Origin of the sequence: Oxynema mangrovii CENA135, from assembly GCF_016632315.1 — a bacterium.
In the GTDB taxonomy this organism is placed as follows: Bacteria; Cyanobacteriota; Cyanobacteriia; order Cyanobacteriales; family Laspinemataceae; genus Oxynema; species Oxynema aestuarii.
In genome coordinates this window covers 1,810,307-1,835,377 of sequence record NZ_JAEOXH010000001.1, presented here as the reverse complement: position 1 = coordinate 1,835,377, position 25,071 = coordinate 1,810,307, and the positions used below count along the sequence as shown (strand labels likewise).

The following is a 25,071-nucleotide window of genomic DNA, read 5'->3' as shown; positions in this document are numbered from 1 at the left end:
CCTCCGGCGATCGCGATCGTTGTTCGGTCAACACTCATCCACACGAGTGATTTGACTTCGATTTATTCTAAAAGTTCTTTTCAATTCTTGCTTTCCAACTTTTCCTTTCGACTGACTGAGTTAACGGCACACTGGCAATCCGGTCATGTTTAAAAAAAAGTCTAAATCAAAAAAATCATCCCAATCAAGCGATTCCCAAACGCCAACCCTCAGTAAAAAAGAACTCGCCGCCCTCAAAAAAAAGAAATCTCGCGAGCGTAAAGAATTCATTCAGTTTAGCAGCTCCCTTTCCGGTGCCGCCCTCGTCGTCAGTTTAGCCTTACTCCCCGTCGGCGGTCCGAAAGCTGCGATCGGTGCTTTTGGAGCCATCCTCAGTCTCGCCCTCTCTTATAAATATTACCGTCAAGCCCTCTGGTTTTTCCTCATTTACATGCCCTTTTCCGGCACGATCACCTATTGGCTCGGTGGTGGATCGGCTCCGTTTCAAGTGGCTAAAGATGCCTTTTTTATCCCCGCTTTTATTGCCTTATGGCAGACCTGTAAAAAACAGAAAAAACCGATTCTGATTCCCCGACAACTTTTACCCGCCTTAAGTATTGTCGGGATTTTATGTTTGTTAACTCTTGTTTTTGTCAACGGCGGCCAACAATTTAGCGGCAACCCCAAAGGACAACCGATTTTCATGGGAATTTTGGGAATAAAAATCCTGTTGGGCTACGCTCCCTTAATTCCTTGTGCTTATTATTTAATTCGCAACAAAAAAGAATTCCTCTTTTTCACGCGATCGCATATCGTCATTATCCTCATTTGCTGTACGTTAGGACTGCTCCAATATTGGCGACTCCAAACGGGTCAATGTGTCGGCACCCGCGAGATGGAAGGCGTTCTTTTATATAAAGCCGATATCAATGCCAAATGTCTCGTAGGTGGCTCCCTCGCTTTTAGTCCTCAAGTCGGTTTTATTCGCTTACCCGGCACCTTTGTTTCCCCGTGGCATTGGGCTTGGTTTTTAATTTCCGGCGCGTTCTTTTCCTTTGCTTCCGCATTCAACGATCCCGCCCTAATTTGGCAGCTTTCCAGCATAGTTGCCCTAATTTTAGTCTTTATTAATTCGGTGATTTGCGGTCAACGGGCGGCGATGTTAGTCGTCCCCGCCATGCTCGTTATTTTAATGTTTGTCACCGGACAGTTTAGAAACCTCAAACGATTTGTTCCAATTGTCATTGCCTTAGCTGTCTTTGCCGTCGGCTCGATGTTCGTCTTTCCCGATGTGGTTAACGAACGGGTTCAAAGTTTGATCGATCGCTGGAATGCTTCGCCACCCACTGAATTCATCGCCCACCAAGCTGAATTTACGTCTAAAGGTCACGACGGTATTTTAGGCAACGGACTCGGACGCGGGACGAACTCGGCACGCCCGTTAGGAAAAACGACCTTAATCGAGACGTATTATGCCAAATTAATGTACGAACTCGGACCTTTAGGAGTGGGCTCGTTTCTGTTTTTCGCCAGTACCTTGTCCTGGATTTGTTTTAAAAACTATCGTTCGGTGAAAGATTTTCACCTGCGCGGTTACGCCGCTTCCTTTTGGGTATTTGTCGCCTTTATTGGCTACAACCCTTATTGGTATCCCCTCGATACGGATCCGGTCGCGGTGTATTATTGGTTTCTGGCGGGTGTCATTCTCAAATTACCGGAAATCGATCGCCAAGAACGGCTCAAACTTCAAGAAGCGGAAGAGCCCCCGGTCAAACGCAAGGGGAAAGCCTTACAAAAGGTCGCTTGAAAGGGGTTGTTTAGTGAAAAAACAGTGGGTTTGCAGTTTTTAGGGTTTGAACAATATCGACAGCATGAGTGACGCGATCGCACCTTGGAAATCGCCCCTTTTGCGCGCCTTACATCGCAATCGCAGCCGCGCCGACGCCCGGTTTTTACAGTTGGCGACGGTGGGTTCCGATGGTTTTCCGGCGAATCGGACGGTGGTGTTTCGCGGCTTTGTCGATGGGGGCGATCGCCTCAAAATTGTCACGGACGATCGCAGTGCCAAAATCGGCCAAATCGCGCTCGATCCGCGCGCCGAGGCGTGCTGGTATTTCCCCGTCACCCGGGAGCAATTTCGTCTGAGGGGTCACCTGCACTGCATCGATGGAACCGAAACCGATCCGCCGTCGGTCGAAGCGCGGCGGATGGCGTGGCAAGAACTGTCCGATAGTGCGAGGATACAGTTTCTGTGGCCGTTTCCGGGGGGCGATCTCGCCGAGGCGGAAGCGTTCGATCGCCCGATTCCCGATCCCTACCTTCCCGCAGAACATTTTTGCTTGTTATGGCTCGAACCGATCCGGGTGGATCTGCTCCAGTTGCGCGGTCATCCCCAAAATCGCTGGATTTACGAGTGTCGTGGGGAACGTACCTGGTCGGTCCGGGAAGTCAACCCGTAACGCAGATCGCCCCCCGGGAGTGTTGGAATTCGCTACAGTGTTCAGTATTCGGCGCGCGATCGCCTCGCGATCCGGCAAAACCGTCGCCGGGCGATCGACGCCGCGATCTGTTGTGGGTTGAACGGGGGATCTCGTGAATCGAATCGATTATTTGCGAATCAGTTTGGTGGATCGCTGCAATTTTCGCTGTCAATACTGTATGCCGGAAGGGGCGGAACTCGACTATCTTCTCCAACAAGATTTACTGACGGCGGACGAATTATTAACCCTGATTCGCGAAGTGTTTATCCCCCTCGGATTTACGCGCTTTCGCCTGACCGGGGGGGAACCACTTTTGCGTCCGGACGTGACGGAGATCGTGGGGGCGATCGCCGCCTTACCGCAAACCCAAGACCTCTCGATGACCACCAACGCTTTTTTACTGGCATCCAAAGCCCGCGACCTTTACGCTGCGGGGCTGCGGCGCATCAATATCAGCCTGGATTCCCTCGATCCGGAGACTTTCGATCTTTTAACCGGAAATCGGGGACGGGGGCGCTGGCAACAGGTCTGGGACGGCATTCAAGCGGCCTACGAGGTGGGGTTCGACCCGCTCAAATTGAACGTGGTGGTGATTGCGGGGGTCAACGATCGCGAAATTTTGGATTTGGCGGCGTTAAGTCTCGATCGCGCCTGGCACGTCCGTTTTATCGAGTTTATGCCGATTGGCAATCCGGATTTATTTCAAACCCGACAGTGGATTCCGTCGGCCCAGTTGCGCCAGCAAATTCGCGATCGCTGGGGCTTGGTCGAGAGTCGGGTTCGGGGAAACGGTCCGGCGGACGTGTTTCAAATTCCCGGGGCCAAGGGTACCCTGGGGTTTATTTCGCAAATGTCGGAATGTTTTTGCGATCGCTGCAACCGGATGCGATTGAGTGCGGACGGTTGGCTGCGTCCTTGTCTGCTCAACGAAACCGGACAGATCGATTTAAAAACAGGGTTGCGTCAGGGGGTGGCGGGATCGCAATTGCGCGATCGCGTCGGCGACCTGCTCGCGATCAAACCGGAGATCAATTTCAAACAACGGGATGACGGAACCGACGCGGGCCGTTATCGCCGTACCATGTCGCAAATTGGCGGGTGAAGGAGCCAAAAATCAAAAGCCCCCTGACTGACGGATTCAGGAGGCTCGATATTTAGCGCTCTGGCGCTGCGCGGTAAGAAGCAGCACGGTTGTTGTAAACCTCAATTGGGAGAGCGATCGCCGAATGCGAACTCATCCATACCGTCGAATTCGACGCCACCCCAAGTTTAGAGCGAAACCCCATCGGGTAACGCCCGTCCGATTAAGCTTGTCGGGAGTAGTATTCAACCACGAGCAGTTCGTTGATTTGTAAGGCGACCCATTCCCGTTCGACGATCCCGTTCACCTTACCGACGAGGGTATTTTTATCAAATTCCAAGTGGCTGGGGAGGTGCGCCAAGCCGGGAGATTGCAGGTTGGCGGTGACCAAGTTGCGCGAGGCATCGCGATCGCGCGCGGCGATTACATCCCCGGGACGGCAGCTATAACTGGCAATATTGAGCACTTTACCGTTGACGGTGATGTGACCGTGGTTGACCAATTGGCGCGCGGCGGGGATGGTCGGCGCCATGCCCAAACGAAATACGGTGTTATCGAGACGCATTTCGAGAAGCTGCAACAGAACTTGTCCGGTGGAACCCGTCACCCGGCGAGCTTTGCGGACGTAGCGCAGCAGTTGGCGTTCGTTGAGGCCGTAGTTAAACCGTAGTTTTTGTTTTTCTTCCAAGCGGATCGCATATTCCGAACGCTTGCGACGACCTTGACCGTGTTGACCGGGGGGATAAGCGCGCTTGGGGTTTTTGCGGCTCAAACCCGGCAGTTCGCCGAGACGTCGTACAATTCTCAGGCGTGGGCCTCGATATCGTGACATGTAGCTTCCTCGTTTACGTTCCTAAAATAAACCCAGACTCTCCAGTATAGATCTTTAATATACTGAATTTCAAATGGTTAAATAAATTGGATGGGCTGAAATTTTTGCGAGGACTTATGCAAGATCTGAACAACTCGGGCGATCGCCGTTTCTTGCGGTCTTTTCCCCGAGGATTAACTGGCGCAGACCGTCGCTACCGCCCGCTTTTACTGGTTGGGTTGTTGCCGTTGAGCGTCTCTTGGCTCTCCTGGGTCGCGCCAGCCGCCGCTTTCGGCGAAAAAACGAACGATTATCAAGACTGCGCCACGGCGTTACTCGATGCCAATCTTCCCCCGGAACGGGTGGCGACGGCGTGCGCGCGGGTGCTGCATCCGGAAGATCTGGCAACTTGCGTGACCGAGATCGAAACGCAAACCGACGTGGTGGCGACCGATGCTTTAGAAGCGTGCGTGCGGGTGCGTCGTCCGGCTGAGTTGGCGACCTGCGTGGTGGATATTGCCGACGGTTCGCCGGAGGGAGACGCCCCGGCAATTTTGGATTTTTGCCGTCGCAGTCTTTTACCGCAACAGTTTTCGCAGTGCGTGGTCGGGTTAAAAAATGAGTTGGATTTAGTTTCGACTCAGGCGATGGGGTTTTGCATCGATGCGGGCGATCGCATCCGGGATTTCGACCCGACGTTTATCCCCGGGGACGGCACTCCGGTGGAACCGCCGCGTAACGAACCCAATTTACCCTCAACTTAGATCGACATGAATGGGGGGTGCAGGGGCGATCGCGCCGTGATCTCGCCCGGTTTAAAAATACGGTTTGCAGGTGGCGCGATCGCTTTCTACCCAACCGGAGAGTAAGGATAAAAGCGGTCCATTTTGTTCTTGACCGTTGGTGGCGAGGTCGCTGTGACAGAGGATCAGGCGATCGCCGACTCGGGCGAGTAAATCGTTGAGAATGCGTTGCAAGCGCTCTTCGTCGGTGTCGAGTTGCTCGGTTTCGCTCCACGGTTGGCGGGGGCGATCGCGCAAAAACAAGGGGGCGGCGAATAAGGTGGCAGCACCCCCTTGCAGCCACAGGGGCGAACCGATATCGAGCCAGAAATGCCACCGATGCTGCAGTCGCGCCGAGCGGTATTGGAAAATTGTAGCCACGGTGACGGCTCCTTCCCCGGGATCCGGGGAATCGACGGGAAAGGGCTTGGCGGAAATGGTTCCCTGGCGCAGGAGTTTGATCAATTCGCCGACGGTGACGTATTCCGGGTCTTGGCGACGATCGCACTGCTGTAAGCGGCGATCGACATCCCAGTAGTGGCGGGCGGTTTCGAGGAGTTCGCGCAGGGCGGAGATTTCCCGATGGGGCAGTTGGCTGCCGTGCCAAATAAATTGGGCGATCGCGCGATCGAGCAAGATGCTGGCACTGTCGATTCGCTCCTCCTCAACCTGCTTTCGTTGCCCTTCGATCCAGTCCACGATCCTTTCGTAAGCTTGGGTGGCTCGATAGCCGAGGCGGTCCCACCGGGGAAAAACGTTGACGGGTAACAGACGCGGACGTTCCGTGGCGGGGGCGTAACAGTGATCTACGATCAGTCCGGCGCGCACGAGGTCGATCGCCGAAGCCGGGGGAATCGGCAATTCTTCGCGACCCGGCCAGGACCGGGGGGCGCCGACGATCTCGATGTCGTTCTCGGGCGATCGCGACAGAATCACGAGCATTTCGGCGACGCTATCGCGATCGAGAAAATGACCCAAACCGGGATAGACCAAGGCGAGCAGGGTCAGCAAGGCGCGGATCGTGGGCGAACTGACCAGGGGACGCTGTTCGTTGAGCGAATCGACCGGGATCTCGTGTTTGCTGAGGTGATCCATCAGGGTGTAACGGGCGATCGCATCCAAACCGGGGGCGATGATGGCGATCTCCCCGGGTTTGACTTGACCCTGGCGGACGGCGGCGGCGATTTCTTCTCCAGTCGCGCGCAGCAGTTGGGCGCGGGAGGAGGTTTGGATCGCCGCAAAGGGCAGGGCTTGAAATTCCATGCCCGGGGGACGGGCGTAGCTGGCGGGATTGTCGAGCAGTTGCAACGCACTCGGGACAAAGCTTTCGCGCAAGCCACTGGGGCGATCCAATTGCTCGTGCTGGCGGCATTTACTGCCCAATCGCTGCAGGGCCTCGGGATCGGCGCCCAACCCGGAGCGGATACCCCCTTGGGGATTGTAAGTAAAGGTGCCGACTGCTCCCGCATCGAGCAGGATTTCGAATAAATCTCGGGTAATGGCGGGGTATTCGTCGGTATCGTCGGCGAAGACGGCCCGATAGCGCCGGGTCAGGCGGTCTCGATACACCGGATCGGGCAGTAAATGCCGCCAGTAGAGTTCGGTCATCAGAGCGTAGGTTAACAAACCCCGTTCCAAGCACCACTGACGCCATTGATGCAGACAGTCCCCCATCGATTCCCACAAGAAGGGTAAGTCGTCATCTAAACCGAAGCCGTCTTGCAGCAATTGGGGGATGTCTTCGTAGGGAAGACCACTGGCGGCGGCGAGTTGGAATAAGTCGAGGATCCGCCGCACGAGGCGATACTCGCTGGTGCGTTCTTGGCGCAATTTGCCTTCGTCTAAGGCCCGGCGCCACAGGGCCGTGGCGAGCTCTTGTTCGGTTTCCGGTCGGACGTGTAAGGGGAAGTGGGCGGACAGGTGGAGGGTTTTGACGAGTAAGGGCCAAAATAAGAGGACTTCGCGGCGGAAAAAGCCGAGGGGGGTGGTGGTGTCGATCGCGTAGGCGGGATAGGCCCCGCGCGCTCTCATCCGGGCGCCGAGGCGATCGCGCAGGTCGCGGCGATCGCTACTGGTGGCAGACATGACCAACAATCCGGGGGATCCACTTTGGCGATCGCGGCGTCGTCCGTCGTCGGTCGCCTCGCGATCGTCGATCTGTTCGCAGAGGCGATCGAGCAACCGCGTCGTTCTGCCCGTGCGACTGGCTCCCTCAATCCAAACTGAGTCTAAAAATACCATCTATTTTTCAGCGACTTTGCTAAGATATTACGAATTATGCTGGGTTTATTTTTCAGCGACTTTTCTCTAATCTAGTTTAGAGTTTAGAGTTAAATAGAGGGGGTGACGATCGCCCGGTCGGCGCGATCGTCGAGGGCTTCCATTCGCGCCCTAATGGAAGAAAATAAAGTAAAAGCCTGCGATCGGGATGAGGGATAGACGGGGCGATCGCGCCGTTGAAATCTTCCCGGATTTTATTTTTTTCCGAGCGATCGCGCGAGTGAATCTTGTAGAAATTCGTAGATTCATCCCACACACTCGATCGATGAAAAAACACAAAGCAAGTAAAAAGCCCGGATACTTAAAATCAATCCGTCAATGGTTTTATGGAACCCCCAACCGCTCCCTAGATCTGGCCTATCGCGCCGCCCTCAAAATTGAGGAAATCGAAAAAAAACATTTCCACGGTAATGCGATTGTCCCCGACGTTAACGAAACAGGCGAAAGTGTTTCCTCCTATTTCACTTCCGAACTGCAGCGCAATTTAGGAATTATCAAAGTTCGGCTCGCAGAATTTAGAAATAGCCGTTCTTTTTTGGATATTTTACAGCAAACCATCGATCCGCAATCCAAAATTGGCGAAACTCATGACGGCTATTATCTCAATTCGGAAGAACTCGGCGAAGAAGCCGTTTTAATTTTAGATAAACTGAACTTTATCGATCGCGTTCTCCAACGCTACGAAGGCGCCCGTCCTGCGGAAAAACCCGGCGCCAAGATCGCGAAACCGCCGACGGTAAAACCATCGGATTCGTCCGCCCCGTCGGCGTCTCAGGGTCTTGCGAGAACGAGCAATCCCTACGCGATCGATACTTCGCCGGAAGGGCGATCGTTGGCCAATACTAATGCCAATAATAATACCAATCTCCCCAACAAAACACGCCCGCGAATTGCCGAAGATACCACCAAAGATCTAGGGCCTATTTCCAATCAAACCAGCTTTTTACCGCGATCGATCTTGAGAACCCTCGATCGCGTCAAACGGGAATTAGACCCGAAAGCAGAAGAAGAAGTCGTCCAAGAATTTCGCAGTTCTAAAACAAAAACGGTTATTTCCCTCAAGTTTATTCTGCTCATTATTCTGATTCCCCTCCTCACCCAACAAGTTTCTAAAAACTTCATCGTCGGCCCCATTTACGATCGCGTCGTCGGCGGAAACGGCGAAATTTTTATTAACGTCGATATGGAAGAGGAAGCCTTCGTCGAACTGCATCGGTATAAAGAAAAATTAGAATTTAAAAATCTAATTGCCAAAGAACTCGAACACCTCTCCGAAGACACCAACGAAGAATTAAACTTCAAAAATACCTTACATCCCTTATCGGAAGAGGAAATCGAGGACAAGGTCAAACATAAAGTTTTGGAAATTGCCGAACAATATAGCAAAAGAAGTGCTGACGCCATTCAAAACATTTTTGCCGATATTTTTTCCTTCGTCGCTTTTGGGATGGTGATTTACACCAGCAAACGCGAAATTGAAATTCTCAAATCCTTCATCGACGATCTGGTTTACGGACTCAGCGACAGCGCCAAAGCCTTCATTATTATTCTGTTTACCGATATCTTCGTCGGATTTCACTCCCCCCACGGTTGGGAAGTGATTTTAGAAGGAATTTCTCGCCATTTAGGCTTACCGGAAAGTCGAGAATTTATCTTCTTATTTATTGCCACCTTCCCCGTTATTTTAGATACGGTCTTCAAGTATTGGATTTTCCGATATCTCAACCGTATTTCACCTTCCGCCGTGGCGACCTATCGCAATATGAATGAATAACCGTTTTACCCCCCAGTGGCGTACTCCTCTTGCGCGCTTCCCAGCGAAAACTTAGCGCATTACCGATTCGTAATTCCATCCGGCATAATCGTTCCCGTTAAATCCGCATCCACGAGTTTTGTATTTCTCAAATACGCCTCTTGAAGATTAGCCTCGGTCAAAATCGCATCGGTCAAATCGGCCCCGTAGAGATTGGCCCCGCTTAAATTGGTTTGACGTAACACTGCCCCTTTTAAGCGGGCGCCGCGTAAATCTGCCCCGGACAAATCCGCAGCATCGAGATAGGTCGGCATCGCTTCGCATCCCGGGCGATCGCACTGTCCGCGAAAAGGATCCACCTGCAATAACTCCGCCCCGCGTAAATTGGCCCGCCGCAAATTCGCATCAATTAATAATGCCCCACTCAAATCGGTAAAACTCAAATCCGCAAACTCCATCATCGCCCGATTGAGCTTGCTGCGGACTAAATTCGCCCCGCGCAAATTGGCACTTTGTAAATTCGTTTCCGTTAAATTCGCCAGGGATAAATTCGCCTGAGTCAAATTCGCTTCCGACAAATCGGCGCGCACTAAATTGGCCCCGGAAAGATTGGTACGATAAAACACCGTTCCCTTGAGGGTCGCATCGCGCAAGTCCGCCGCGTTGAGATGAGAAACGACCTGACCCGGTTCGACCCCAGCAAGGGTATCGCGACCGACATCCTCCGGATGGGGTTGAACCATGCGCGCTTCCGAGAGATTGGCGCCGGACAGATCGGCCCATCGCAAATTAGCGCCGCGCAAATCGGCGTGCATGAGATTGGCCCCCGCCAGTTCGGCCCCGCGCAAGTCGGCCCCTAATAAATCGGCCCGTTCGAGATCGGCTCCTTGTAATTTGGCTCCAATCAAGTCACAACCGCGACATTCATTATCTTTTAATAAGCGATCGAGATGGTTGGGATCGACGGCTTGCGCGGGAGACCCTATCCAGGACGCCGCTATCAGTGCAACGCCGAACAGTTGAGGGAATTTGAAGGTTGAAAAATCCAGAAGGTTGCCGTTCATTTGGATTTTAGATTTTAGATTTTGGCTCGAATCCCGATATTACTCCGCTTGGGGATAGTCTTGCCATAATTCGGTCAGTTGGCGCAGGCTCTGAGCGTTACCATTGCCGAGAATGAGATGATCTAATAACGGAACTTGTAACAATTGTGCGGCTTTGAGTAGCTGGCGGGTGAGTTCGATGTCCTCGGGACTCGGTTCGAGATGGCCGGAGGGGTGGTTGTGGGCAACGATCGCCCGGGTGGCGCCGTGACGCAGCACTTCCCGAAAAATATCGCGCGGATGGGCTAAGGTTTCCGTCGCCGTTCCCACGGTCAGTACTTTATTGCCGAGTAAGCGATTCTTGACATCGAGGAACAACACGGCAAATTTTTCTTGAGATTGCCACATTAACTGGTGACTGAGGATGGCGGCGGCGGCGTCGGGGCTGTCAATCACTTTGCTTTCTGTCGTTTGAGCGTAAAAAACCCGTTTTCCTAATTCGATCGCCGCCAGTACGGTTGTCGCTTTCGCCGGACCGATCCCGGGAATTTGCATTAACTCCTGAATGGGGATCTCGCGTAAAACCGCTAAGGGGTCGCGCTCGTTTTCGCCAAGTTTGTGTAAGACATGCTGACCTAAACCGACTGCCGAAAGCTTTCCCGGGCCTTGACCCGTCCCTAGTAAAATGGCGATCAGCTCGGCGGTACTCAAGCTTTGGGGACCGTGGTGGATCAGTCGCTCCCGAGGTCGCTCGTTTTTGGGTAAATCGGCTATTCTGAGGCTGTAGGTCATCGGCTACCCGACTCAATGGCTCGATAAAGTGGCGATCCTCCCATTAAATCATACAAAGTGTAGGAGAAAGTCAAGTATCTTGAGAGTCAACGGCGCATCCTATACGCCAGCGAGACGATCGCCCGTCCCCGGGGTGGCGGTTGAGGCGCAATGAGCCGCCTGCTGCTACGAAGGTGGGCGGTCGCGGGTCTGCTCGTCCCTTGTCTGTTGGCAGTTTTCGGCGTTCGGGCGGTCCGAGGACTCTCGGTTTTAGAGACGATCGCCGAAACCGGAGTTATCGACCTCGGCGTGCGATCGGATCTGGTTCCCTTTGGCTATCGTCATAGCGACGGCGATCTGACGGGATATTGCATTGATTTTGTCGATTTGCTGCGCCGTCAGTTGCTCGATCCGCTCAATCGCCGTCTCCCTCTCGGCGTTCGCTTATTTCCCACCGATTCTCAGCCGGAATTCGAGTTAGCGGTCGATCGCATCGTTCAGCTCGATTGCGGTCCTCACGCGATCGCCGCGACCCGCGATCGTCCGGTTGCGGTATCGATTCCCTTTTTCGTCACGGGAGTGCAGTTTTTTGTCAAAACTGGGGAGGGGGCGATCGATCCGGATTCCGACCTGGAAGGAAAGGCGATCGGGGTGATTCGGGGAACGACGGCCCAAACGTATCTCCAAACCGAATATCCTTTAGCGGATCTCAAGGTATTTCAGGGATCCTACGGGATTCGTCGAGGCATTGAAGGGGTCATTTCCGGACGTTTGGACGCTTTCGCTACCGATGGGATCGTGGCGATCGGGGAAATGGCCCGCCGGGGGTTGTCCGCCAACGAATATCAACTGATTCCCAACATTCCACTGACTTGCGAAACTTACGGGATGCTGTTACCGCCAGAGGATCCGCAGTGGAAAGCTTTCGTCAATCGCGCGATCGCCAGTCCCGAACACGAACGGATTTGGAATCGGTGGTTTCGGTCGATGATGACGGATTTAAACCTCGATCTCGACGGGTCGTCGATCGTCAATTTTGAAGGAACTGCAGATCGTTGTTTTGAAAAGATCGAACGATCGAGCTTCGATCCCGATTCAATAGAAAAGGTGAGAATGGCGATCGGGGAACGGCGATCGCCACTTCCCTATTTTCGGTTTCATTTTCTTTTCTCAAAACAAATTTCCTTCACTGTAATCGATTGAAAATCGATCGTCGTCGATCCCCAAGATTGATTACAATGGCGGTGCTACATTTGGTGGATGGTGTGAGGTAGCGGTTCGTGCATAGGCACAAACATAGAAGAAAAGAAGGCAAACAACCTAAAAAACGAGTGGCGTTCGCGAAGCGACGCCAAAGACGTATCGCCTTGACGAGTATCTTGGCGTTGTCGGTCGGGATGTCGATGCCCGATCCGCAAGCACAAGCCCCTCCCAAGCCCCCAGAGATTTCGGCAACGGGCGATCGCGAAGCGACGCCAAAGGCGTATCGCACTGCGGATGTTCCGGAAACACCACCGTTACCCCCAATTGCCCCCGTCGGCGATCGCGCGATCGTCACCTATCAGCAATTGTCAGAAACCCTGCAAGAAAAACAGTTTGAACTTGAGGGAAAACTGACGGGTCGGCCCTATTGGGAACGGGCTTTAGAACGGGGAAAACGGGCGACCGAATTAGCCAAATCCGATTTGAAAGAAGTCGATCTCCTTTACGAAATTAAAGACCTTTGGGAAGAGGCGATCGCCTTACTCGAAAAAATTCCCCCGGAAACGCCGTACCGCGATCGCGCCCGTCAAAAACTACCGGAATATCGCCAAAATTTAGCGCAGATCGTCTACGCTTTAGAAGTCGCCAAGTCCGATTTTCTCGTCCCGATCGCCCGCAATAGCGGCTTGTCGGATCGCGTCAAAATCACGATTTGTCACCTCCATAGCGGCATTTGTCGGCGCTTGCGCGGCAACGAACCCGCCGCCTCCGCCGCGAGTTTGATGAAAGTGCCGATCGTCGTGGCGTTGATGGACAAGCTCACCCGGGAAAATATTCGCTTCGATACGCCGATTTATGTCGATCCCGGCAATTTTACCGAAGATGCTTCGGAAATTCGCACCGGGGAAACTTATCCGATTCAAAAACTGTTGGTGGAAACGATCGCCCACAGCAGCAACATCGCCCCCAACCAATTGATCGACTATCTCGGCTGGGATTATATCAATCAAGTCTTAGCCGATCGCGGTTATGAAGTCATGCGCGTTCACTCTAAATTCGTCGGCGATCGCATTTACCCGCGCAATCCCGGCAACCGTCGCAACACGATTACCAGCGACGAACTCACGGACATGATGATGCGCCTGTACAATCGCGAACATCTCGGCGATGAAATTATTCTCAATGCCTTAGAAAAGCAGTACGATCTCGCCCTCGGTTTTGAAGGATTGAAGGGAGCTTTCGGTAACTGGTTGGGAGAAAAAACAGGTCAGACGTCTAAAGTGTTGGGAACCACGTTGGCGATGAATTTATTCGGCGAAACCTATATCATCACGGTGATCGACGATGGTTTTTACAGCGAGCCGAGTATCCGCCAGTTTATCTCGGAAGTGGCGGAATATATTTTCCAAAGCGGGCAGTTATAGCGTCGTTCAAACAATGGACTCGGCTAGTCTCCCCCCTTCTTAAGGGGGGTTGGGGGGGATCTGAATTCTCCATCGACAATGGATTTAGCTAGTCTCCCCCCTTCTTAAGGGGGGTTGGGGGGGATCTGAATTCTCAATAGACAATGGACTTAGCTAGTCTCCCCCCTTCTTAAGGGGGGTTGGGGGGGATCTGAATTCTCAATAGACAATGGACTTAGCTAGTCTCCCCCCTTCTTAAGGGGGGTTGGGGGGGATCTGAATTCTCCATCGATACTTCTCAATTCTCAATCAACAATGCTCAAAATTATGGTCGATTCAAGCGATCGCACCTCCCCGATGAATCTCCATGTCAGCGTGCGCGGGTCGGGCTTTCCGTTGTTGTGTTTGCACGGACATCCCGGTTCCGGGCGATCGATGTCGGTGTTTGCCGACCGCCTGTCGCGACGGTTTCAAACGTTGTCGCCGGACTTGCGCGGTTACGGTCGCTCGCGCCCGTCGGGAGACTTTGAAATGAGCGACCATCTCGGCGACCTGGACGCCCTCCTCGATCGTTACGGCATCGGTCAGTTTGCGGTCTTAGGATGGTCGTTAGGGGGAATTTTGGCGATCGAACTCGCTTTGCGCCATCCGGGGCGCGTCACGGGCTTAATTCTCGTGGCGAGTGCGGCGCGACCTCGGGGCAACCATCCCCCGGTGTCTTGGCAAGATTTACTGTATACGGGAGTCGCGGGACTGATTAACCGGGTCGTCCCGGCGTGGTCGTGGAATATCGAAACGTTTGGCAAGCGATCGCTGTTGCGCTACTTACTCGGAGAGCATACCCCAGAGGCTTATCGCTATTTGGCATCGGAGGGAATGGACGCTTACTTGCGAACCAGTTCGGCGGCGACGCGGGCGTTAAACCGGGCGTTGCGGGCGCGCTACGATCGCAGTGCCGATTTAGGGCGGATTGACTGTCCGGCGTTAGTCATGGCGGGGGCAGCCGACTGTCATATTACGGCAGAGTCCAGTTGGGAGACGGCGAGCCTCTTACCGGGCGCCCGATGGCAGTGCTACCCCAATAACGCCCATTTATTCCCTTGGGAAATTCCCGATCGCGCGATCGCGGTGGTGGAAGGCTGGGTTGAGGAAAACTGGCACGCGATCGTGCCGAGTTCTTGAGCCCATCCAGAATCCTCCTCGCCCCCTACATCTGCCCGCTAAACACGGGAGACCCATGGTAAGGGTTTAAATCCGCCAGTTCGTCGTAAATGGTCAGATCTCCCGGTTTGCAGCGTTTGATGCTGATGTTGATACCCTGGGCGTTTTCTTGTTGCAGGTCTTCGAGATAGCCTTTGGTGGCTGTTTCGGCGTCCTGCTTGCTTAAAAACGGACCGAAGTAGTAGGTACACCCGGGTTTTTCGGTTACGATTTCAGCCCAACACGCCAAACCGAAGAAATTGAGCAAGGAAATTAAGAGTTCTTTAATCTCATTCATTGTCTTTGCCGATTTACTGAAGGTTGTCTGAGGTGAACAAAAGGAGCTTGAGAAATTATTTACATTTCTTTATACTCGCTTGGATTATTTTTTTCAATCCGCTTTTTTGACGCGATCGAGGTGGAGGGTCTGTCCCCATCGCTGGCGGAAGATCTCGTAAAGCACCATTCCCGTAGCCACGGAGACGTTGAGGCTGGGGGTTTTGCCTTGCAGGGGGATCGAAATCAGAAAATCGCAATGGCGTTGTGTCAGCAAACTCAGACCTTCACCTTCGGAACCGACTACTAAGGCGATCGGACCGGAAAAGTCGAGGCGGTGGACGGAATCTTTGCCATTGGCTGCGGTGCCGTAAATCCAAAATCCGGCTTCTTTCAAGGCTTCTAGGGCGCGACTCAAATTGACGACGCGAGCCACGGGAAAGGTTTCCAAGGCTCCGGCGGCGACTTTCATCACCGTGGAGGTGATCCCGACGGCGCGCCGTTGGGGGATGACCAAGCCTTGAGCGCCGATCGCCTCTGCGGTGCGGACGACGGCGCCTAAGTTGTGGGGATCGTTAATCCCGTCGCCGATGACGATCACTGGATTTTCACTCGCCGCTAAGGCGCGCTCGATCAGTTCGGCTAATTCAATATAGCGATAAGGGGATAATTGGGCGGCAACGCCTTGATGGGTGCGTCCTTGGGTCATTTGGTCGAGCCGTCGAAAATCGACTTCATCGACGGTGGCGCCATTGGCTTTGGCTTGTTCGATCGCCGAGTGGAAGCGGGGATCGTAGCGCAGTTGCGGCGTAATCCAAATGCGATGGAAGGTATGTTGATTTTCTAGGGCGCTCAAGACGCTGTGACGACCGTAGATCAAATCCCCCGAGTCGCCGTCGGAATCGGGGCGATCGCGATCCCCTCTCGCGGGTTTGCGGCTTTTACCTTTAAAAATGGGGCGATCGGTACGTTTGCTTCCCCGAGGGGATTTGGGAAAAGGTTTTTTGGGGGTCATGTCATTCCTTCATAACATTTGCTCGTCGCTCGCTTGGCCTCTGGAGGACGGCGCGATCGTCATCACGGGCGCGATCGCGGCTTACTCCAGGGCGATCGCGTCAATCTTGGGATTTGGCGTCTGCTTCGCTCCCGAGAGGTTCTAGATCTAATTTGCCTAAAAGTTCTGTCAACCGGAGGGGATCGCTTAAGTACAAGTACCCCACCAAGGTTTCTAAGCTGGTCGCTTGTCGGTAAATCGTCGGGTGAATTCGTTTGGGCTTGCCAAAGGTCGCATTTCGTCCTCGTCTGACGATTTCGAGTTCTGACGAACTCAGATAAGGTTCGAGGGATTGCAGGTGACGAGCTTGAGCTTCCGCTCGCACTTGCTCGACTACCTTATGATGATAAATCTTTTGGCGTTTAGGTGGGAAGAGGTAATGGCTGCGAATATACAACTCGTAAACCGCATCGCCCAAATAGGCTAAAGCTGCCGGAGAAAGCTGGTTGAGGTCGGAGATCGAACGTGCTGCCGTCCCGAGGCGATCGAACGACGATTCTCCGTCGCTGGGGGAAACCATTCGATCTCGATCTCGATTCCCCGTCATCGGCTGCCTCCCCGGCGCTGGAACGTCCCCACGGGACGAGCGATCGGCGGACTGCATCCCGGGGGCGCCAATTGTGGCCGCTCGTACCGGGGGCGATCGCCTGCCGTCGAGTTACAGCATACAGCAGGTTGAGGTTGAGGGTTAAAAAGAAAATTCATCTTCACTGTGGAAATCGACCGCCAACGGGTCAGTAGGAGTGGTGGGATCGTATTCCCTAGCGGGCGATCGGGATCGTCATCAATGCCGAAAGCGGCGATCGCTCGCGGTGAGCCTACCTCAGATCGCCGACTCGGCATCGTCGCGCCCTCCCTTCGAGAGCGCGGATAGTCGCTTTCCCCCATGACAACGCCTTCGCGATCGCGGGCGTCGGTCGAAATTGGTCGAAAAAAGAACAAGCTATCCAGATCCAATCCTGGATAGCCCTCGTTCAGACTTGACACTCAAGCCTTGCTGACATTCTCTAGAGCTTGGTCAACCGAAGGTTGCAAAGATAAAAATTTCTCCAGACGAACCAGCTTGACGGTTTGAGTGACGCGCGCATTAGTGACGATTTGTAAAGACCCTTCAGAACTTTGGGCTTTTTTAACAAGCTGAACTAGAGCACCCAAGCCAGAACTGTCTACAAAATCAATGGTAGACAGGTCTAAAATCACGTTCTTCGGACCTTCGTCAATGCACTTGCCGATCGCCTTGCGGAAAGTTGCTTCTGAAAAAGCATCGAGTAACCCCGTGAGGCGGAATAATTGGTAGTTATCCCCGACTTCGCGTGTGCCTCTGAGGCTGACGGTCAGGGTTAATGGCTCAGGAATAACGCCCTCCTAGCTGAATACTCCTCAAATCGACGCTTAAGTATAAAAGCTTTCTGAGATCTTGTCCACTCTCCCGAGCGGAAATTTGAGAACTCTCCGTGGGCTTTAGGGAATCGAACTGGACTAAAACGCCGAAAATCCGCCAGTTTTGACCTTCGCGCGATCGCCCCGTTTTTTGAGAAAAAAACTCAATAAAAATTTAAGCTTTTCACCACTCTCGACCGGATTTTAGCAGATCTGCGCTGTGGGGGAAGCGGGCGAGATGCCCGCACCACACCGTGGGATCTTCCGTGACGTTCTCCCGACGCTGACCTATGCGCTTCGCGCAGGCTTCGCCAAGGGTACAGCGCGGGCTTCCCACCTCACGGACAGAAGTCCATCTGCCCCGGCGTCTTGGGAAGTTCCTGTTTCATCCGGTCTGGTCTAGGCAACGCCCCCGACCGAACCCGTCCACAGGCATTTTGTTTGACATCCACGACCCGTCCAGCCGCAGATTGGGAGGATTTCGTTTTGAGGGTGCATTTCCTATCCGCCGCACTGTTCACCAGCCGAATTGCATGGCTGTACGTTGGTGTCGGGACAGAAAGCCGCCGCTAGTCTTGGCCATCAAGGGCATTGCTGCCGTGCCAGTTCAAGTTTACCAGATTGGCGACTCCGTTCCACTCCATCGCCTCGGCTTTCATCCCGACAGCTTCGCGTAGAGTGCGGGGCTTCCCGCCGATTCAGCTAATTCACGGCTGCCCGCGATTCGCGCATGGTCTGCACGAAACGCTCGAAAATGTAGTCCGAATCGTGGGGACCCGGGCTCGCTTCCGGGTGATATTGAACCGAGAAGATCGGTAAAGTTTTATGACGCAATCCGGCGACGGTGCGATCGTTGAGATTGAGGTGGGTCACTTCGATCTCCGGGCCCAAGGAGTCGGGATCGAGAGCAAAACTGTGGTTTTGGCTGGTAATTTCGACCTGACGCTGCAATCCGGCGGGTTGGTTCAAACCGCGATGGCCGAATTTGAGTTTGAAGGTTTCGCCGCCGAGGGAGAGTCCGAGGATTTGGTGACCGAGACAAATCCCGAAAATCGGTTTTTGGCTTTCGAGGAGGGCTTTCGTCGTGGCGATCGCCTCCGTGACGGCGGCGGGGTCTCCCGGACCGTTCGAGAGAAAAATCCCGTCGGGATCGTACTTGAGAATGTCTTCCGGCGGCGTATTGGCGGGAACCACGACGACCCGACAGCCGTAACTGGCCAAACGGCGCAGGATATTGCGTTTGACCCCCAAATCGAGGGCGACCACGGTGAGGCGATCGCCATGGGTCGCCCCCGGTTCGGCGCGGAATTCCCAGTGACCGTCCGTGATCTCGGACCACTCGTAAGCGGTGGGGGTGCTCACTTGCGGAACCAAGTTCAAGCCCTTCATATTAGGGGCGGACTGAACCATCGAGAGTAATTCAGCCGGATCGAGAATTTCCGTAGAAATGCCGCCATTCATGGCGCCGACAATGCGAATTTTGCGGGTCAGGGCGCGGGTATCGATCCCGTAGATGCCGGGAATGTTATGTTTTTTCAAATAGTCCGGTAAAGATTGACTCGATCTCCAGTTACTCGGACGCTGGCAGATGTTGCGAGCGATCGCCCCTTTAACTTGAGGACGGTCCGATTCTTCATCTTCTGCATTGACGCCCGTATTGCCCAACTCGGGGTAAGTAAACGTGACGATCTGGCCGCAGTAACTCGGATCGGTCAGCACCTCCTGATAGCCCGTCATGCCTGTATTGAAGACCACTTCACCAATAGACGTGCCACTGGCGCCAAAAGACCAACCCCGATAAGACGTTCCATCGGCGAGGACGAGCAAAGCAGGTTGAGTATCGGAAAATGGCATAGGAACCTCGATAAGCGATCGGGTACGAGCGATAAATTGTCTGGGCTTGTGCTCCGGCTTGAGCGAAATCGAGAGGCTGGTTTCGGCGTGCGAGTGAACCCTCTCGTTCCCGTAATGACTCTACCGAAATTTGAAGCCCTCCGGCTCCGAGCCAGTCGCCCGGAGTTATCGATTCTTAACACTCCCCGGCCTAAAGGTACGGGGATTCTCGCGCGATCGGGAGTGCAAAGACTTTCCCCTCGGCGAGCTTCGCCATTATCCCACGAGGGGTTCGGGTCTGGGAGGATTCGACGTGGATTTATGTAAAGAGGCGATCGCTTTTTCCGGGGTGGGATCGCGCCCTCGTGCTATGGCCGGGAGCGGCGATCGCTCGAAAATTACCCCAATTTGGGCATCCTAGATAACAACGGCGATCGCCTCGCTCAGGATCGAGCCAGCGCCCCTATTCAACTTTAGGAGTCAACAATCATGAAAAAAATACTCGGCATCCTACTGATTTTAGCGGGGGGGAGTTTCTGGTCGGTGCCGCTCCTAGCCCAAGAATATCCGGGCTGTTTCCTGATCTTCGACGATGAAAACGTCATTCAGCTAGACGAAGTTTGTCCGCCACCGCCAAGCGTCGAAGGGCGAGCCGCCAATCCCGGATTTATTGAAATTCCGATCAAACGCCGAGATGCAGGCATTCCGGTGGTCGATGTCTTAATCAACGGCAATAAAAGCTTTGAAATGATGTTCGATACCGGAGCGAGTGGCACGGTCATCACCCAAGCCATGGCGGAGCAATTGGGTTTAGAAGAAACGGGAACGGCTCGCGTCAATACCGCCAGTCAAAATGATTTGGAAGTATCGGTCACTCAACTAAATTCCATTGAAATTAATGGTATTCGCGCCGACAATTTATCCGTTGGTATTTCTCCAACTCTCGATATTGGATTGCTCGGACAAGACTTTTTCGGAGGGTACGACGTAACGATTAAGGAAGAAATTATTGAATTTCGGATGCGGGAGAGCGCCTCAACGGGAAGTCCGTAGGTTAAAGAAAAAAGAGAGAACTGAAGGAAAAAGAGAGAACCGCGATCGCCCTTGCCATTCTCTCTTTTTCCACTTGCCAACGTTATTCCCAAAAACAATAAAAACCGTAAAAACCGTTATTTTTGCAAAAACGCCGCCAATTGTTCCAACTTCGACCAAGCGGCACCACTGGCGAGAATGTCGCGAGCGAGTTCGATCCCGCGCGGGTGGTCTTCGGTAGAAATTTTTCCGGCCACCTCCAAGGCGAGAGCGGCATTGAGCGCTACCACGTCCTGCTGCGCCTGGGTTCCCTTCCCTTGGAGGAGCGATCGCAGGATCTCCATATTTTCATTCAAATCGCCACCGCGTAAAGCCTCGGTCGGGGCGCCCTGCAAGCCCAATGCCCTCGGATCGAGGGTCGCGCTATGCACTTCGCCGTCGGCCCAGATGGCCAAGTCGGTTAAATCGGCTAACCCGGCTTCGTCGAGCTTTTCGCGTCCGTGAAGGACGATCGCGCGATCGAGCCCTAACAGACCCGCCGCCCGGGCAATTTCTGTGAGCAATCCACTATCAAAAACGCCAATCACTTGACCGTTCGGGCGCAAGGGATTCACTAACGGCCCGAGCAGATTAAATACCGTGCGAACCTTCAAGGTTTTTCGCAGGGGCGCCACGCTCTTCATCGCCGGATGCCAGCCGGGGGCGAATAAAAAGGTAACGCCGACTTCATCGAGAGCGGCCCGCACTTTCTCCGGGGGGCTATTTAAGGGAACTCCCAAGCCTTCGAGAACGTCGGCGGAACCCACTTTGCTCGACGCGGAACGGTTGCCGTGTTTGGCGACGGGAACCCCAGCCGCCGCAGCGACGAAGGCGACCGCCGTGGAAATATTAAAGGTCGAGGCGCCATCGCCCCCAGTGCCGCAGGTGTCGATCGCCGGAATGCTGCCGGACGCATTAGGATGGGACAGGGGGGTTGCCTGGGCTTGTAGCACCCGCGCCATCCCGGCCAACTCGTCGGCGCAAACGCCTTTGGCTTGCAAGGCAGCGAGGATGGCACCGGATAATACTGGGGGGATTTGCTCTTGAAGCCAACCGAGCATCAGTTGACTGGATTGCTCGCCTGTCAGGGATTCTCGGTCGAGCAGTTGTTGGAGCAGTTCGGACCAGTTGATTTCAGTAGATGGAAGGGTCACGGTAGTATTTTGCACTTGAGCTGAGGGAAAGTGAGGTCGTTAGCGGGTCGCGTCTCGATTCGAGGTCTCGATGAGGTCGAGCCGAGGGATCCCGTACTGTTCTTTTAAACTCCAATTTTCTCACAGTCGTTTGCGAATCCTAAGAATGAATTTGAGTTTGGGGTGAGGGGGTCAAACTGAGGAGCGAGCGAAAACTTACCCGGAAATTGAGGCTATGCAACCCCAAAATTTAAAATCTCAAGATTTAATGGTTTTGCCCGTTTCGCAACCGTTAACGGGCGATCGCCCGACGATTGAAGCACAAAAAGGCGATCGCCCTTCTCGGTTCAAACGCTTCTTTGGGCGTTTGGGAATTCGTCAAAAAATTGGCTACGGTTATGCTCTGGCGGCGACGATTGCAATTGGTGGGGCGATCGCCGGACACCAGATTGAAGAACTGCACAAAACGAGCGCCCGCGAACAACTTCATCTCGCTCACGAAGCTGCCACAACGATTGGTGAATTGCAAAATTCAATTCAGCTCGTGCGGACCTATCAACAACGCTTAATTATCGATCTCAATGCCAATCGTCTCACCGACTATGAATTCCATCGCATCAAGCAAGAGCTTTTCCGTCTCCAAGGATTTATCAACTCTTCTATTATTGTAGTTGAAAACAATCATCTCAAGCTCGATAATTCGTACCACCAGCAAAACTACAATCAACTGCGAGATTTATTGAGAAAGTATCGTCCAATTGTTGAAAATTATTTGACTCAGTTCAATCAAACTATCGATACGATTCATTCTAGCCTTTTAAATCCCACCGAAGCCAATCGCGCCCAACAAACGATCGCCAGCTTTGTTAAAACGGATACGGCACTTCAATTTTTGGAACTCTCCCACGAACTCTCGAATTTGGTCACGGCTTTACAAGATGAAGAACAAGAAGAATTCCAAGATTATCAAGAAGCGGAAGCTCTCGGAACGACGATTTCTTTTTTGAGTTTGCTGATAGCTGCTGCTATTGCAGCCGTCTTGGCGATTTATACCAGTCACGCGATCGCCCATCCTTTAGAAGTGACGACCAAGGTGGCTCGTCAAGTCACGGAAGAAGGGAATTTTAAATTACAAGCTCCGGTGACGACTCAAGATGAAGTGGGAATTTTAACTACATCTCTCAATCAATTAATTCAGTGGGTCGATCGCTATACCCAAGAGTTACAACAAGCCCAAGCCCAACTGATTCAGACGGAAAAAATGTCGAGTTTGGGTCAATTGGTGGCGGGAGTGGCTCACGAAATTAATAACCCGATTACTTTTATTCAGGGGAATATTAATTACCTCGATGAAAGTTTGCAGGACTTATTCAAACTCATGACGCTCTACCAAGCACAATCGGTAGGTGCGAACGAAGAAATCGAAGCGTTAGAGCAAGATCTCGACTTGGATTTTATGAGGGAAGATTTGCCGAATATGTTGAGATCGATGCATCGCGGAACGGAACGGATCGAAAAAATCGTGCAGTCGTTGCGAAATTTCTCGCGACTGGACGAGTCGGAACTCAAAATGGTGGATCTTCACGAGGGATTGGAAAGTACCTTAGTGATGGTTAATAGTAAATTGGACGATCGCATCGAAGTCGTGAAAGATTATGGCGATTTACCCGAGATCGAGTGTTATCCGGCTCAATTGAATCAGGTGTTTCTCAATGTCATTCAAAATGCGATCGATGCGGTGCTCGATCGCGACGACCTCCCGGAAAATCAGAGGCAAATTGGGATTACGACTCGGCAGTTAAATCGCGATCGCGTGCAAGTCAGAATCGAGGATAATGGGACGGGAATTCCGGTGGAGATTCAAGATAAAATTTTCGACCCCTTTTTTACGACGAAACCCGTGGGTCGCGGGACGGGGTTGGGACTGGCGGTGAGTTATCGAATTATCGAACAACACGGGGGTACGGTTCAGATCAGTTCGCAAGTCGGACGAGGAACCCAGGTGACGATCGCCTTATCGGTGAAAGCATCGGAATCTGCCGGATCGCCCTCGTGAAGGGGTCTCAATTGAGTTCGGGGCGATCGCCTGTCGGCAAAAGCGCTTAGAATCGAATCCGTAGAGCGATCGCCGCAGGAAGTTATCATGGATCGGGTCTGGCTAGAACGCGCTGAATATATTGCCGTTGCGTTGGCAGTGGTCGGGTCGATGTTGGCTTTGATTTACGGTCAGGCCCTTTACGCGATCGCGCCGATTTCTTTATGTTTGGCGCTCAATCTGCTCAATCGTTCCGCCAGCAAACGGGCGAACCGACGGACGATGAACCAGCTTCAAGAACAAGTCGCCAGCATTCACAGTGTCGAGAATGATTTGGCGCTCAAAGTCGAATATGCTTTAGGACGATTGCAAGGGATGGAGTCGGGAGAATCGTCCCAAGATGTGGTCACTCTGATGGCGGCGCTCAAACAACTGCGATCGCAATTGCAATTGCAAAATCGCTGCGTGGATGCGATGCAAGCGCAACTCGACTCGCTGACCGAACAGTTCAGAACGCGCCCGGAATTGGAACAAATCGACAGCCTCAGCGCCGTGATCGTGGCGCTCAAACAGTCTCTCGATCGCCTGCCCCCTTCGGAAAATCAATGACTCCAGCTTCTTCGTCTCCCCGTCACGCCCGCTTGATCGAGCTGTTCTCCGCCATTCAAGGGGAAGGGCTCAATGTCGGTACCCGGCAGTTATTTATCCGGTTCGCGACGTGCGATTTACGCTGTTGGTTCTGCGACAGCGCCCGGACGTGGCGATCGCCCGCAACTTGTCAGATCGAGAAAACCCCGGGAGGACGCGATTTTGAAAGCCATCCCAATCCGGTCGGTGGCGACGATTTGCTCGCCTGGATCGAACGGCAAAATGTCCCCGGGTTGCACGACAGCATCAGCCTCACCGGGGGCGAACCGTTGTTGCACTCGCCCTTTTTAGCTGGGATTCTCCCGGAGATTAAGCGGCTGACGGGTTTGCCGATCTATCTGGAAACCGGGGGTCACCGTCCGGCGCAGTTGGCGGCGATCGCCTCCGATCTCGATTTAGTCGGGATGGATATCAAACTCCCGAGTGTCAGTGGCGAAACCCATTGGGAAGAACACGGGCGATCGTTGCAACTGTGCCGAGATGCACGGTTACCCGTTTTTGTCAAGGTGATTATTTCCGAGAGAACCGACGCGCGGGAACTGGAACGAACCGCGCAACTCGTCGCCGAGATCGACCCGGAAATCGAGGTGTTTTTGCAACCTGTCACCTTGCTGGGGAAAGAAGAACGGGCACGCCTGGAAACGGAGTGGGCGATTGCCAAGCAACCGTTACGGGCGATCGTGTCGCCGCCTTCCCCCGATCGCGTCCTCGCATGGCAGGGACTGATGAAGCGAACGCTCAAGCGGGTTCGGGTTGTTCCCCAGACCCACAAAATGCTCGGACAACTTTAGGGCGCGATCGGGACGATGGGAAGGGAGATGCACGGAGATCGAACGTCCCGGTCGTTCTCGTCGA

Annotated in this window: 24 protein-coding genes; 12 read left to right on the top strand and 12 right to left on the bottom strand. The window is 53.4% G+C overall.

The window, feature by feature from the left end; all coding sequences use genetic code 11:
• Positions 1-145: 145 nt before the first annotated feature.
• The 3 genes from hpsL to moaA all read left to right on the top strand — a co-directional run bounded on the left by hpsL (position 146) and on the right by moaA (position 3,561).
• A complete protein-coding gene (gene hpsL, locus JJD41_RS07280; RefSeq protein ID WP_200665342.1) occupies positions 146-1,786 on the top strand; it encodes a hormogonium polysaccharide biosynthesis protein HpsL in 1,641 nt (546 codons plus the stop codon).
• 64 nt (positions 1,787-1,850) lie between these two features.
• Entirely contained in the window at positions 1,851-2,438 is a 588-nt protein-coding gene (locus JJD41_RS07275; protein ID WP_200667142.1) for an Npun_F5749 family FMN-dependent PPOX-type flavoprotein, read from the top strand.
• Positions 2,439-2,571: 133 nt separating this feature from the next.
• A complete protein-coding gene (gene moaA, locus JJD41_RS07270) occupies positions 2,572-3,561 on the top strand; it encodes a GTP 3',8-cyclase MoaA (RefSeq protein WP_200665341.1) in 990 nt (329 codons plus the stop codon).
• 202 nt (positions 3,562-3,763) lie between these two features.
• On the opposite strand, the gene rpsD is transcribed toward moaA, so the two are convergent.
• Positions 3,764-4,372, bottom strand: a complete 609-nt coding sequence (gene rpsD / locus JJD41_RS07265) for a 30S ribosomal protein S4 (protein ID WP_200665340.1) — start codon at positions 4,370-4,372, stop codon at positions 3,764-3,766.
• A gap of 116 nt (positions 4,373-4,488) precedes the next feature.
• Here rpsD and JJD41_RS07260 point away from each other — a divergent pair, with 116 nt between their 5' ends.
• Positions 4,489-5,115 carry a hypothetical protein gene (locus JJD41_RS07260; RefSeq protein ID WP_200665339.1) on the top strand — a complete coding sequence of 209 codons (627 nt, stop codon included), beginning with the start codon at positions 4,489-4,491 and terminating at the stop codon, positions 5,113-5,115.
• A gap of 51 nt (positions 5,116-5,166) precedes the next feature.
• Here JJD41_RS07260 and JJD41_RS07255 read toward each other — a convergent pair whose 3' ends face one another.
• Complete coding sequence (locus JJD41_RS07255; RefSeq protein ID WP_200665338.1) at positions 5,167-7,374, bottom strand: recombinase family protein; 2,208 nt, start codon at positions 7,372-7,374, stop codon at positions 5,167-5,169.
• Between the two features lie 76 nt (positions 7,375-7,450).
• Entirely contained in the window at positions 7,451-7,669 is a 219-nt protein-coding gene (locus JJD41_RS07250; RefSeq protein ID WP_200665337.1) for a hypothetical protein, read from the bottom strand.
• Positions 7,670-7,678: 9 nt separating this feature from the next.
• Between JJD41_RS07250 and JJD41_RS07245 the strand changes: the two genes are divergently transcribed.
• Positions 7,679-9,187, top strand: a complete 1,509-nt coding sequence (locus tag JJD41_RS07245) for a proton extrusion protein PcxA (protein WP_200665336.1) — start codon at positions 7,679-7,681, stop codon at positions 9,185-9,187.
• A gap of 59 nt (positions 9,188-9,246) precedes the next feature.
• On the opposite strand, the gene JJD41_RS07240 is transcribed toward JJD41_RS07245, so the two are convergent.
• Both JJD41_RS07240 and radC read right to left on the bottom strand, forming a co-directional pair.
• A complete protein-coding gene (locus tag JJD41_RS07240; protein ID WP_200665335.1) occupies positions 9,247-10,230 on the bottom strand; it encodes a pentapeptide repeat-containing protein in 984 nt (327 codons plus the stop codon).
• Between the two features lie 39 nt (positions 10,231-10,269).
• A complete protein-coding gene (gene radC, locus JJD41_RS07235; RefSeq protein WP_168569413.1) occupies positions 10,270-11,001 on the bottom strand; it encodes a RadC family protein in 732 nt (243 codons plus the stop codon).
• A 150-nt stretch (positions 11,002-11,151) separates the two neighbouring features.
• Between radC and JJD41_RS07230 the strand changes: the two genes are divergently transcribed.
• The 3 genes from JJD41_RS07230 (at position 11,152) to JJD41_RS07220 (ending at position 14,768) form a co-directional block, all read left to right on the top strand.
• The gene (locus tag JJD41_RS07230) at positions 11,152-12,183 is read left to right on the top strand and encodes an amino acid ABC transporter substrate-binding protein (protein WP_200665334.1); all 1,032 of its coding nucleotides are present in this window, start codon (positions 11,152-11,154) and stop codon (positions 12,181-12,183) included.
• Positions 12,184-12,347: 164 nt separating this feature from the next.
• Positions 12,348-13,607 (top strand): serine hydrolase, encoded by a 1,260-nt coding sequence (locus JJD41_RS07225; RefSeq protein ID WP_200665333.1) that lies wholly within the window; start codon positions 12,348-12,350, stop codon positions 13,605-13,607.
• Between the two features lie 294 nt (positions 13,608-13,901).
• Positions 13,902-14,768, top strand: coding sequence for an alpha/beta fold hydrolase (locus JJD41_RS07220; protein WP_234488540.1), 867 nt, complete (start codon positions 13,902-13,904; stop codon positions 14,766-14,768).
• Between the two features lie 25 nt (positions 14,769-14,793).
• Here the strand turns inward: JJD41_RS07220 and JJD41_RS07215 are convergent, their stop codons facing one another.
• From JJD41_RS07215 to carA, 6 genes are all read right to left on the bottom strand, one after another.
• Positions 14,794-15,084: a DUF1816 domain-containing protein gene (locus JJD41_RS07215; RefSeq protein WP_234488539.1), complete on the bottom strand. Its 291-nt coding sequence runs from the start codon at positions 15,082-15,084 to the stop codon at positions 14,794-14,796.
• Positions 15,085-15,177: 93 nt separating this feature from the next.
• Entirely contained in the window at positions 15,178-16,077 is a 900-nt protein-coding gene (rlmB, locus tag JJD41_RS07210; RefSeq protein ID WP_200665332.1) for a 23S rRNA (guanosine(2251)-2'-O)-methyltransferase RlmB, read from the bottom strand.
• A 100-nt stretch (positions 16,078-16,177) separates the two neighbouring features.
• Complete coding sequence (locus JJD41_RS07205; RefSeq protein ID WP_200665331.1) at positions 16,178-16,636, bottom strand: Mini-ribonuclease 3; 459 nt, start codon at positions 16,634-16,636, stop codon at positions 16,178-16,180.
• Between the two features lie 23 nt (positions 16,637-16,659).
• A complete protein-coding gene (locus JJD41_RS07200; protein ID WP_200665330.1) occupies positions 16,660-17,103 on the bottom strand; it encodes a hypothetical protein in 444 nt (147 codons plus the stop codon).
• Complete coding sequence (locus JJD41_RS07195; RefSeq protein WP_168571860.1) at positions 17,104-17,472, bottom strand: STAS domain-containing protein; 369 nt, start codon at positions 17,470-17,472, stop codon at positions 17,104-17,106. It abuts the gene before it with no gap.
• A 726-nt stretch (positions 17,473-18,198) separates the two neighbouring features.
• Positions 18,199-19,350: a glutamine-hydrolyzing carbamoyl-phosphate synthase small subunit gene (gene carA, locus JJD41_RS07190; RefSeq protein ID WP_200665329.1), complete on the bottom strand. Its 1,152-nt coding sequence runs from the start codon at positions 19,348-19,350 to the stop codon at positions 18,199-18,201.
• Between the two features lie 468 nt (positions 19,351-19,818).
• Here carA and JJD41_RS07185 point away from each other — a divergent pair, with 468 nt between their 5' ends.
• Positions 19,819-20,382 carry a retropepsin-like aspartic protease family protein gene (locus tag JJD41_RS07185; RefSeq protein ID WP_200665328.1) on the top strand — a complete coding sequence of 188 codons (564 nt, stop codon included), beginning with the start codon at positions 19,819-19,821 and terminating at the stop codon, positions 20,380-20,382.
• A gap of 116 nt (positions 20,383-20,498) precedes the next feature.
• Here the strand turns inward: JJD41_RS07185 and trpD are convergent, their stop codons facing one another.
• Positions 20,499-21,554, bottom strand: a complete 1,056-nt coding sequence (gene trpD, locus JJD41_RS07180) for an anthranilate phosphoribosyltransferase (RefSeq protein ID WP_200665327.1) — start codon at positions 21,552-21,554, stop codon at positions 20,499-20,501.
• Between the two features lie 214 nt (positions 21,555-21,768).
• Between trpD and JJD41_RS07175 the strand changes: the two genes are divergently transcribed.
• From JJD41_RS07175 to JJD41_RS07165, 3 genes are all read left to right on the top strand, one after another.
• On the top strand, positions 21,769-23,589 hold the full coding sequence (locus tag JJD41_RS07175) for a sensor histidine kinase (protein ID WP_200665326.1): 1,821 nt from the start codon (positions 21,769-21,771) through the stop codon (positions 23,587-23,589).
• A gap of 87 nt (positions 23,590-23,676) precedes the next feature.
• Positions 23,677-24,177, top strand: a complete 501-nt coding sequence (locus tag JJD41_RS07170; protein WP_200665325.1) for a hypothetical protein — start codon at positions 23,677-23,679, stop codon at positions 24,175-24,177.
• Entirely contained in the window at positions 24,174-25,007 is an 834-nt protein-coding gene (locus JJD41_RS07165) for a 7-carboxy-7-deazaguanine synthase QueE (protein WP_200665324.1), read from the top strand. The genes JJD41_RS07170 and JJD41_RS07165 overlap by 4 nt, the downstream gene beginning before the upstream one ends.
• The last annotated feature ends 64 nt before the right edge of the window (positions 25,008-25,071 follow it).